This is a genomic window from Superficieibacter sp., assembly GCF_032071645.1.
Taxonomy (GTDB): Bacteria; Pseudomonadota; Gammaproteobacteria; order Enterobacterales; family Enterobacteriaceae; genus Superficieibacter.
Genome location: NZ_DAMAPU010000010.1, coordinates 15,845 through 25,410 on the forward strand (window position 1 = coordinate 15,845; position 9,566 = coordinate 25,410).

Annotated in this window: 9 protein-coding genes and 1 tRNA gene (1 of these 10 cut by a window edge); 4 read left to right on the top strand and 6 right to left on the bottom strand. The window is 56.6% G+C overall.

What is annotated here, in order from left to right; genetic code table 11:
• The 4 genes from RT197_RS16475 to luxS form a co-directional block, all read left to right on the top strand.
• A tRNA-Arg gene (locus RT197_RS16475) sits at positions 1–54 on the top strand (it extends 154 nt beyond the left edge of the window).
• Positions 55–230: 176 nt separating this feature from the next.
• On the top strand, positions 231–797 hold the full coding sequence (yqaB, locus tag RT197_RS16480; protein WP_312952231.1) for a fructose-1-phosphate/6-phosphogluconate phosphatase: 567 nt from the start codon (positions 231–233) through the stop codon (positions 795–797).
• Positions 798–945: 148 nt separating this feature from the next.
• Positions 946–2,502 (top strand): glutamate--cysteine ligase, encoded by a 1,557-nt coding sequence (gshA, locus tag RT197_RS16485; protein WP_312952232.1) that lies wholly within the window; start codon positions 946–948, stop codon positions 2,500–2,502.
• Between the two features lie 212 nt (positions 2,503–2,714).
• A complete protein-coding gene (luxS, locus tag RT197_RS16490) occupies positions 2,715–3,230 on the top strand; it encodes an S-ribosylhomocysteine lyase (RefSeq protein WP_312952233.1) in 516 nt (171 codons plus the stop codon).
• Between the two features lie 187 nt (positions 3,231–3,417).
• Here luxS and emrB read toward each other — a convergent pair whose 3' ends face one another.
• From emrB to RT197_RS16520, 6 genes are all read right to left on the bottom strand, one after another.
• A complete protein-coding gene (gene emrB / locus RT197_RS16495; RefSeq protein WP_312952234.1) occupies positions 3,418–4,956 on the bottom strand; it encodes a multidrug efflux MFS transporter permease subunit EmrB in 1,539 nt (512 codons plus the stop codon).
• Positions 4,957–4,971: 15 nt separating this feature from the next.
• A complete protein-coding gene (emrA, locus tag RT197_RS16500) occupies positions 4,972–6,144 on the bottom strand; it encodes a multidrug efflux MFS transporter periplasmic adaptor subunit EmrA (protein ID WP_312952235.1) in 1,173 nt (390 codons plus the stop codon).
• A gap of 127 nt (positions 6,145–6,271) precedes the next feature.
• Positions 6,272–6,802 carry a transcriptional repressor MprA gene (gene mprA / locus RT197_RS16505; protein ID WP_312952236.1) on the bottom strand — a complete coding sequence of 177 codons (531 nt, stop codon included), beginning with the start codon at positions 6,800–6,802 and terminating at the stop codon, positions 6,272–6,274.
• A gap of 90 nt (positions 6,803–6,892) precedes the next feature.
• Positions 6,893–7,228: an L-valine transporter subunit YgaH gene (gene ygaH, locus RT197_RS16510; RefSeq protein ID WP_312952237.1), complete on the bottom strand. Its 336-nt coding sequence runs from the start codon at positions 7,226–7,228 to the stop codon at positions 6,893–6,895.
• Positions 7,218–7,964, bottom strand: coding sequence for an AzlC family ABC transporter permease (locus tag RT197_RS16515; protein ID WP_312952238.1), 747 nt, complete (start codon positions 7,962–7,964; stop codon positions 7,218–7,220). The genes ygaH and RT197_RS16515 overlap by 11 nt, the downstream gene beginning before the upstream one ends.
• A 103-nt stretch (positions 7,965–8,067) precedes the next feature.
• Positions 8,068–9,243, bottom strand: coding sequence for an MFS transporter (locus RT197_RS16520; protein WP_312952239.1), 1,176 nt, complete (start codon positions 9,241–9,243; stop codon positions 8,068–8,070).
• Positions 9,244–9,566: the final 323 nt, after the last annotated feature.

Here is a 9,566-nt window from a genome sequence, read left to right on the forward strand (position 1 = left end):
CAGCAACGACCCGAAGGGCGAGCCGCAAGGCGAGTCATCCTCCCGGATGCACCATATTCTCCCCCTGCTATTAAAGCCCTGAAGCGTTTTCAAACGCTGCAAAATCTCACAGCCATAAAGCCTGGGTCATCATCCCGTTTCCATCCTGATAATTCCTCATCCTCTCGTCAGCGACAAAAACAGCCATTTACGCTAAAGTAACGTCCTGTAATCCGCTTTGTGAGAACACGATGTACGAACGTTACGATGGTCTGATTTTCGATATGGATGGCACCATCCTCGACACCGAACCGACCCACCGCAAAGCGTGGAATAACGTCCTCGGCGGTTATGGCCTGCGTTTTGATATGGACGCGATGGTAGCGCTGAATGGCTCTCCGACCTGGCGCATCGCCCAGGCGGTTATCGAACTCAACCAGGCCGATCTCGATCCCCACCTGCTGGCGCGGGAAAAAACCGACGCGGTAAAAGCCATGCTGCTGGATACCGTACAGCCGCTGCCGCTGATCGAAGTGGTGAAGGCGTGGCACGGACATCGTCCGATGGCAGTCGGCACCGGTAGCGAAAGCGCAATAGCCGAAGCGCTGCTGGCGCATCTTAATCTGCGCCAGTATTTCACTGCGGTTGTCGCCGCCGATGATGTAAAAAATCACAAGCCCGCGCCGGATACGTTCCTGCTATGCGCTGAACGGATGGGCGTCGCGCCAGAAAAATGCGTGGTTTTTGAGGATGCGGATTTTGGTCTTCAGGCGGCGCGTCTGGCGGGAATGGATGCGGTAGACGTCCGACTCCTGTGAGTCATCCCCCTCTTTGGGGAATAATAGCAAAAATGGATAATAGCGCTGGAGGGGTAACTACAGTTATTCTTGAGCGTTTGTTTCCGCAGGTATGGCGTGATGGCACTAATATGATTATGACAATAATTTCGACAGGCGGGAGGTCAATTTGATCCCGGACGTATCACAGGCGCTGGCCTGGCTGGAAAAACATCCTCAGGCACTGAAGGGGATCCAACGCGGCCTCGAGCGAGAAACGCTGCGCGTTAATGAAGACGGCACTCTGGCAACGACCGGACACCCGGAAGCGTTAGGATCGGCGTTCACCCATCAATGGATCACCACGGATTTTGCCGAAGCCCTGCTGGAGTTTATTACGCCGGTAGACGGTGATATCCAGCATATGCTGACCTTTATGCAGGATGTGCATCGCTATACTGCGCGCCAGATTGGCGATGAGCGGATGTGGCCGCTTAGCATGCCCTGCTATATTGAGCAGGGGCAGGACATTGAGCTGGCGCAGTACGGCACGTCTAACATGGGGCGTTTAAAAACGCTGTACCGTGAAGGCCTGAAAAATCGCTATGGCGCGCTGATGCAGACCATCTCCGGCGTGCATTTTAACTTCTCGCTGCCGATGGCGTTCTGGCAGGCGAAATGCGGCGTGACCGACGTCGAAAGCGGCAAAGAGGCGATTTCAGCGGGCTACTTCCGCGCCATCCGCAACTATTACCGTTTTGGCTGGGTGATCCCTTATCTGTTCGGCGCCTCGCCTGCTATCTGCTCCTCTTTCCTGCAAGGTAAGCCGACGGCCCTGCCGTTTGAGAAAACCGCAGACGGGATGTACTACCTGCCGTATGCGACCTCTCTGCGTCTGAGCGATTTAGGCTACACCAATAAATCGCAAAGCAATCTCGGCATTACCTTTAATGATTTGCAGACCTACGTCGCTGGCCTGAAACGGGCGATTAAAACCCCGTCTGAAGAGTACGCCAGAATGGGCCTGCAAAAAGACGGTAAGTATCTGCAAATCAACAGTAATATCCTGCAGATTGAAAACGAGCTGTATGCGCCAATTCGTCCAAAACGGGTGACCCGCAGCGGCGAAACGCCGTCGGACGCGCTGCTGCGTGGCGGTATTGAATACATCGAAGTGCGCTCGCTGGATATTAACCCGTTCTCGCCGATTGGCGTGGACGAGCAGCAGGTACGCTTCCTCGACCTGTTCATGGTGTGGTGCGCGCTGGCTGATGCGCCGGAAATGAGCAGCGACGAACTGCTGTGTACGCGTACCAACTGGAACCGGGTGATCCTCGAAGGCCGCAAGCCGGGTCTGACGCTGGGCATGGGTTGCGAAAGCGCCCAGTTCCCGCTGGTGCAGGTGGGGAAAGATCTGTTCCGCGACCTGAAGCGCGTCGCGCAAATCCTCGATGGCATTGAAGGTTCAGATGCCTACCAGAAAGTGTGTGATGAGCTGGTCGCCAGCTTTGACAATCCTGAGCTGACCTTTTCGGCGCGTATTTTGCGCATGATGCTGGACGAGGGAATTGGCGGCACAGGAAAGGCGCTGGCTGCGCAATACCGGGCTATGCTTCGTGAGGAGCCGCTGGAAATTCTCAGCGAAGAAGCGTTTATTGCCGAAGGTAAGGCGTCGTGGGAACGTCAGCGTAAAGCGGAAGCGGCAGATACTGAGTCGTTTGAAACGTTGTTGGCGAGACACGCCTGACACAAAAGAAAAAGGCCACATCACTGTGGCCAAATATACATCTCTGAAAACAGGGATGATGATAACAAATGCGCGTCTTTCATATATTCAGACTCGCCAGGGAACAAAGAGTTCACTTTAATTTCAAAAAAATTACGCTATCTGCAATGACCTGATTTTCGACAAGCTAAGTGATTGAATTTCTGGCAAGAAGATAGAACGGAGGAGATGAAATGCCGCTATTAGATAGCTTTACCGTCGACCACACCCGTATGGAAGCCCCGGCGGTCCGCGTGGCCAAAACCATGAACACCCCGCATGGCGATGCGATCACCGTGTTTGACCTGCGTTTCTGCATCCCGAATAAAGAGGTGATGCCGGAGAAAGGCATTCATACGCTGGAGCACCTGTTTGCGGGTTTCATGCGTAATCACCTGAACGGCAATGGCGTTGAGATTATTGATATCTCCCCGATGGGCTGCCGCACCGGTTTTTACATGAGCCTGATTGGTACGCCTGACGAGCAGCGCGTTGCCGATGCCTGGAAAGCGGCAATGGCCGACGTACTGAAAGTGCAGGATCAGAATCAGATCCCGGAACTGAACGTCTACCAGTGCGGAACTTATCAGATGCACTCGCTGACCGAAGCGCAGGACATCGCGCGTCATATTCTCGATCACGACGTGCGCGTGAACAGCAATGAAGAGCTGAAACTGCCGAAAGAAAAATTGCAGGAACTGCATATCTAGCTGGCCTGCCGGATGCTGCGCTATCCGGCCTGACAAGCAGTATGACTCACAGGCCGGGTAAGCGTCAGCGCTCCCCGGCCTGTTTTATGCATTGACCAAAATAGCTGGCGCGGATCGCATCGCGGATGGTCAGGCAGAGAGGCAATAAGCAAAAGCGCCACCTGACCACGGTGGCGCTTTGTGTTTTTTAGTGCGCGCCACCGCCTCCGCCGCCCGCGCCAAAAGGCGGTTTGGCGAACCACACCAGCCCCAGCAGTAGCACGAATATCCCGGCCGAAACCCAGAAGATTTCATTAGCGGAGATAATCAGCCCCTGATTGGTGATCTGCTGCGCCAGCCAGCCGGAAGCCTGCTGCTGGCTCATTCCCATACCCTGAAGCTGATCGTACATTTGCTGCGCATTAGGATTATAGGGGGTTACCGACTCGGTAAGCTGGGCGTGATGAAGCGATTCGCGGTTGGTCCACATGGTAGTGGTGATCGACGTACCAATCGACCCCGCCAGGGTACGGGTGAAGTTCGACAGGCTCGACGCGGCGGCCAGACGTTCCGGCGGCAGCCCCGACAGGGTGATGGTGGTCAGCGGCATAAAGAAGCAGGCCACTGCAAAACCCTGAATGAACTGCGGCCACGCCGATGCGCCGAAGTCCATGCCCGGCTCAAAGGTGTACGCGCGCCAGTAGAAGCACACCGCATACATAATAAAGCTGAATGTGACCAGCCTGCGCATGTCGAGCTTATGGGCGAAACGACCAATAATCGGCGAGAGGATCACCGGGATCACCCCCACCGGCGCGGAGGCCAGCCCCGCCCAGGTCGCGGTATAACCGTAGACTTCCTGCAATAGCTGCGGAAGCAGCACGATTGCGCCAAAGTAGAGCATATACGCGAGGCTGATACACAGGCAGCCAATGGTAAAGTTACGCGACTTAAACAGCGACAGGTCAACGATAGGGTTATCGTCCGTCAGCTCCCAGACAATCAGGAAGCTGATAGCGACCACCGCCACCACGGTGAGGATGACGATCTCGCTCGACGCGAACCAGTCCAGTTCCTTACCCCGGTCAAGCATCACCTGCAAACTGCCGATGCCGATCACCAGCAGCGCCAGCCCCACGCCGTCGATCCGGCGTTGCTCGGTGCGCGTCTCACGACCGCGCAGCGATTGCAGCGTCATCAGCACCACCGCGATACCAATCGGCACGTTGATGAAGAAGATCCAGCCCCAGTGATAGTTATCGCTGATATAACCGCCGAGGATCGGCCCGCAGATCGGCGCGACGATCACCGTCATTGACCACAGCGCCAGGGCGATTGACCGTTTGGCGGGCGGATAATTACTCAGCAGCAAACTTTGCGACAGCGGGATCAGCGGCCCGGCGACAATCCCCTGGATCACGCGGAAGAAAATCAGCATCGTCAGGCTGCTGGACATACCGCAGGCCCAGGACGCGATAGCAAACGCCACCGTTGACCAGACGAACAGCTTCACCTCGCCCACGCGTTTTGCCAGCCAGCCGGTGATCGGGATGGAAATCGCATTCGCCACACCGAACGAAGTGATCACCCACGTTCCCTGGCTTAAGGACGATCCCAGATTCCCGGCGATGGTCGGGATAGCCACGTTAGCAATGGTAGAGTCCAGCACCTGCATGAAGGTCGCCAGCGACAGCGCGATGGTCATAATGACCAGTTGCGCTCCCTCTAGCGGTTTTTGCTGTTGCATTACGCTCACCTTAAATTACCCTGCGTTGGCCTGCACAATGTCATTAATGAGTTTATTCACAGGTTCGAGGCTGATTTCGCGGGCGTTACTTTCATAGGCCGGGCTGGTGCGCGCCTGACTCGCCAGCATCTGACCGTCGCGGTTGGTGGTATCCACCGTCACCAGCGTAGAAAGGCCGATCCGCAGCGGGTGATCGCTAAGCTGCTTCTGGTCGAGCTCAATACGTACCGGCAGACGCTGAACCACTTTGATCCAGTTACCGGTGGCGTTTTGCGCGGGCAGCAGCGAGAAGGCGCTGCCGGTCCCCATATCAAGACCAACCACTTTACCGGTGTATTTGATATCGTCGCCGTAAACGTCGCTGACCACGGTCACGGACTGGCCGATGCGCATGTGGGCAAGCTGGGTCTCTTTAAAGTTGGCGTCCACCCACAGATTCGTGGCGGGGACTACCGCCATCAGCGGCGTGGTCGGGCTGATCTGCGCGCCGGGCTGCACGGAACGGCGGGAAACGTAGCCGGTCATTGGGCTGACAATTTTCGTCCGCTGAAGCGCCAGCCAGGCGTTGCGCACTTCGGTCGCCGCCTGTTGCACGGCAGGCTGATCTTCAAGCTTTGTGCCGAGGATCATCGCCTGATTAGCGTTGTATTGCTGGATTGCGACGTCAAGCTGGGCCTGCGCGCTGGTAACAGCATCGCGTGCGTGCTGCAACTCTTCACGGCCAATCAGGTTGGCGCTGCCGAGCGGCACGCGACGGTTAAGATCGGTCTGCGCCTGGGAAAGGGCGGTTTTTTGCACGTTGATATTCGCCTGCAACTGCTTGCTGTTGATCATCAACTGCCGGGTCTGACGGACGCTGGAAGCGAGTTCGGTCTGCGCTTTTTCAAACGCCTGCTGGGCATCGGTTTGATCCAGCGTGACCAGCGCGTCGCCTTTCTGCACAAAATCGGTGTTATCAACCCAGACTTTGGTCACGCTGCCCGAAACCTGCGCCATGATTTGTACCTGATTCCCTGCCACGTAAGCGTCATCGGTTTCTTCAAAATGACGCAACACGAAAAACCAGTAAATGCCATATGCCACTGCAATAATAATAAAGAGCAAGGTTAACAACAAAAGGATGCGTTTACGCTTGCCCTTCTTGTTAACCGGTTGCTGCGGGTTCTGGATCTCCGCATTTGCGCTCATGTTATTCTCCACGATCTTATTATTTCACATCGGCTGACGCCGACCAGTTTGTCAGACAGGCCAGCAGTTCTGGCCTGCTGGCCTGTCAATTTTCTTTTTAATCAGGATATTCGAGCGACTTGAAACGTTAGCGCAACGCCTCAAGGACTGCGCCTTCTTCGTCCATCTGGTCAAGACGGTTCAGAAGCTTACGCGTGATTTGCTCAAGCTGTTGTTTCTCGGAGTTTTCTAAAGAGGACCACAGCTTATGCAGGCACTGATGCTGGGGCGGGAGCACCTCTCGCAAAAACTGGTGGCCTTTTTCCGTCAGTTGCAGATGCAGGCAGCGACGATCGTTGTCGCTTTCACGACGTTCGATCCAACCACGCTTTTCCAGTTCATCGGCAATACGGGTGGCATTGGTACGGGACGAACCCAACGCGCAGCTTAATTCGGAAGGCTGAATGCTGTGATCTTCCTGAGACTCAAGCGTAATCAACGCCATAAACAACGTCTCGTTAATCCCCTGGGCTTTCAGCATTTTATTGCGGTTTTCCAGCAACTTGCCCTGCATATGCATACACAAGCGAGTCAGCAGAACTTCCTGTAAAGGGAAGTCTTCGTAGCGACTGGCGCGGAATTTTAGCATTTGTTCAATGGGCGTAAACGAACTATCCATTTGGGCATAACCTCATTAGTTTCAGCCGATATAGTAACGAGAGTAACAAATAAAGTAAATGTATTAATCACAATAATTAATACTTGGTGGTTATGTATTTGTGAGCCATTTCCAGGCGAGACCGTAGGCCAGCGCGCTGAATAATGTAGGAATAATGATGCTGCGGGTTTTCCAGAAGCTGATGCCGAGAACGGCAAAGCCCGCAAGAGTTGGCAGCAGGCGGCGGAGGTCGGCCATCACTTCTGGCGCACAGGAAACCACCAGCAATGCGCAGATGGACGCGATGCCGATGGTATCCAGCAGCACGCTGGTGGCCCCCCGTGTTGCAGGCTGGCGGGAGGCGGTAGGCAGGCGCAGCGGAAGATAGCGGAACAGATAATTCACGCAGCCGACCAGCAGACCGAGCCAGAGCACGCTATTGCTCATGCTGACGCTCCTGCCAGAAAGTGTGGATCAGCGCGGTCGCGCAGCCGCAGGTAATACCCGCGAGGATGGCAACCGGGATGGAAAAGAACATCACGCCTGCCAGCGCGCCGGTAAGCGCGGCGACCACGCACAGCGATTGTTTGCGCTGAAAGGAGGCGAGCAAAAAACTCATAAACAGCGCCGGCAGCATAAAGCCCATCGCCGCTTCGACGGCGGGATAACCTTCCAGCAGGCCGCTGCCGGACCAGGCACCGATAATGGTGCCGAGCACCCATGAAAACCAGGAGCAAAAGGCGATGCCGATCATCCAGTTCTCACTCCAGCGACGACGGTCCCGCGCCAGCTTTGCGGTAGCGGCGGCAAAAACCTCATCGGTCAGGCCGAAGGCCCAGAGAGCCGTTTTCGGTTTGCTCAGCTGCCCGACGATCCGGCTACGCAGGGAAGGGCCGTACAGCACATGGCGCACATCCATTGCCATCACCGTCAGCGCCGCCACCCACAGTGAACTGCCTGCTGCCAGCATGGTCGTGATCACAAACTGGCTGGCACCGGCATAAATAACGCAGGAGAAAAACAGGCTTTCCAGCGGGGTAAAGCCAAGGCGCGTCGCGTTCAGACCAAAGGCAAACGCGACAGGAATATAACTGATGACGACAGGCAGGCTATCTTTGATCCCTTCCAGCAGGGTAGCCGAAGCGAGGCGGGGATTGTCGTGAAGCGCGGCAGGGCTTTCCATATGCGTTATTAATTTATAGCCGGAGTTAATATGACTTTCGTAAAGTTGCTAGCACCATACCAGACCGGGGGGCGGGTTAACACCCCACGGCCATTTTATGCCCTTACTGGACGTATGCTGAACCGCGCCACCAGACGAAAAGATTCACGACAGCTATGATTGCGCCTGCCGCACAGACGCCCGTCCAGCCCGCGTGCTGCCAGGCAGCGGCAGAGATCAGCGAGCCTGCCGCGCCGCCGATAAAGTAGCTGGTCATATAGCCTGCGGTCAGTCGGTTGCGCGCATCGGGGTGGACGCGATAGATCACCGACTGGTTGGTGATATGAACGCCCTGCACGGTGAGGTCGAGCACCAGAATGCCGATGATCAGCGCGATAACCGAGGCGTGCCCGAACCAGATTGCTCCCCAGGACAACAGCAGCAGGATCAGGCCAGCGGTGGTGGTGAGATGAGATTTGCCCTTATCTGCCAGCCCACCGGCCGGACGCGCGCCCAGCGCTCCTGCCGCTCCCGCCAGACCAAACAGGCCAATCACTCCTTCGGAGTAATTAAACGGCGGAGAGGCAAGCAGAAACGCCATCGACGTCCAGAGGATGCTGAAGTTGGCGAACGTCAGGCAGCCCAGCAACGCTCTGGTGCGCAGCAGTTTGTTGCGTAAAAAGAGGGTGAACACTGAGCCGAGGATCTGCGGGTAGTTAAGGTGGTTTTCCTGCTTCACTTTCGGCAGCCCGCGCCACAGTGCCAGCGCCATCAGTACCATCAGCGCCGCCGCGACCCAGTACACGGTGCGCCAGCCGCCGAGACCGGCCAGCAGCCCTGCAACCGTTCGCGCCAGCAGGATCCCCAGCAGCAGGCCGCTCATAATGGTTCCCACTACTTTCCCGCGCTTCTCCGGCGCAGCCAGCGTCGCCGCCAGCGGAACCAGAATTTGTGCCACTACCGAGAACAGGCCGGTCAGAGCGGTGCCGAGGATCATTATTGCCACTGACTGGCTGCTGGCGGTAATCAACATCCCGATCGCTGCGAGCAGCGTCATGGAAACAATCAGCCTGCGGCGCTCGAACATATCGCCCAGCGGCACGAGGAACAGCAGACCCGCCGCGTAGCCAAGCTGCGCCGCCGTAACGATAAACCCGGCCTGACCGGGGGTAAGCGTAAACGCTCTGGCGATGGTATCCAGCAGCGGCTGGACGTAATAGTTGCTGGCGACGGCGAGGCCTGTCGCCACGGACATCAGCACGATGAGTGTCGGGCTGAGGCCCGGAGTGGTTTTATTCATTGTTATCATTGATGGTTGTTTGAGTTGTACCAATCATAACGAATGATTGCCGCCGATGGGGGGAAGGAGCGTGTTGGTTTGTGCGGTTTTGGAGCGGGGGGGATGCCACGGAATCCCCTCTCCCCGGCCCTCTCCCGGCGGGAGAGGGAGTGGCTGGTGCCACGGGCAGAGTGATACGGATTGCCCGGCCAGAGGCTGGCGACCAACTCAATGACCACGCCGGACAGTCCCCTCTCCCTTGAGGGAGAGGGTCAGGGAGAGGGGGAGAGTACAGGCCACGGAATCCCCTCTCCCCGGCCCTCTCCCGGCGGGAGAGGGAGTGG

Coding starts and splice junctions, on each gene's coding strand:
- ygaH (WP_312952237.1), bottom strand. CDS start 7,228: ATGAGCAATAGCGTGCTCTGGCTCGGTCTGCTGGTCGGCTGCGTGAAT.
- luxS (WP_312952233.1), top strand. CDS start 2,715: ATGCCGCTATTAGATAGCTTTACCGTCGACCACACCCGTATGGAAGCC.
- yqaB (WP_312952231.1), top strand. CDS start 231: ATGTACGAACGTTACGATGGTCTGATTTTCGATATGGATGGCACCATC.
- RT197_RS16515 (WP_312952238.1), bottom strand. CDS start 7,964: ATGGAAAGCCCTGCCGCGCTTCACGACAATCCCCGCCTCGCTTCGGCT.
- emrB (WP_312952234.1), bottom strand. CDS start 4,956: ATGCAACAGCAAAAACCGCTAGAGGGAGCGCAACTGGTCATTATGACC.
- emrA (WP_312952235.1), bottom strand. CDS start 6,144: ATGAGCGCAAATGCGGAGATCCAGAACCCGCAGCAACCGGTTAACAAG.
- mprA (WP_312952236.1), bottom strand. CDS start 6,802: ATGGATAGTTCGTTTACGCCCATTGAACAAATGCTAAAATTCCGCGCC.
- RT197_RS16520 (WP_312952239.1), bottom strand. CDS start 9,243: ATGAATAAAACCACTCCGGGCCTCAGCCCGACACTCATCGTGCTGATG.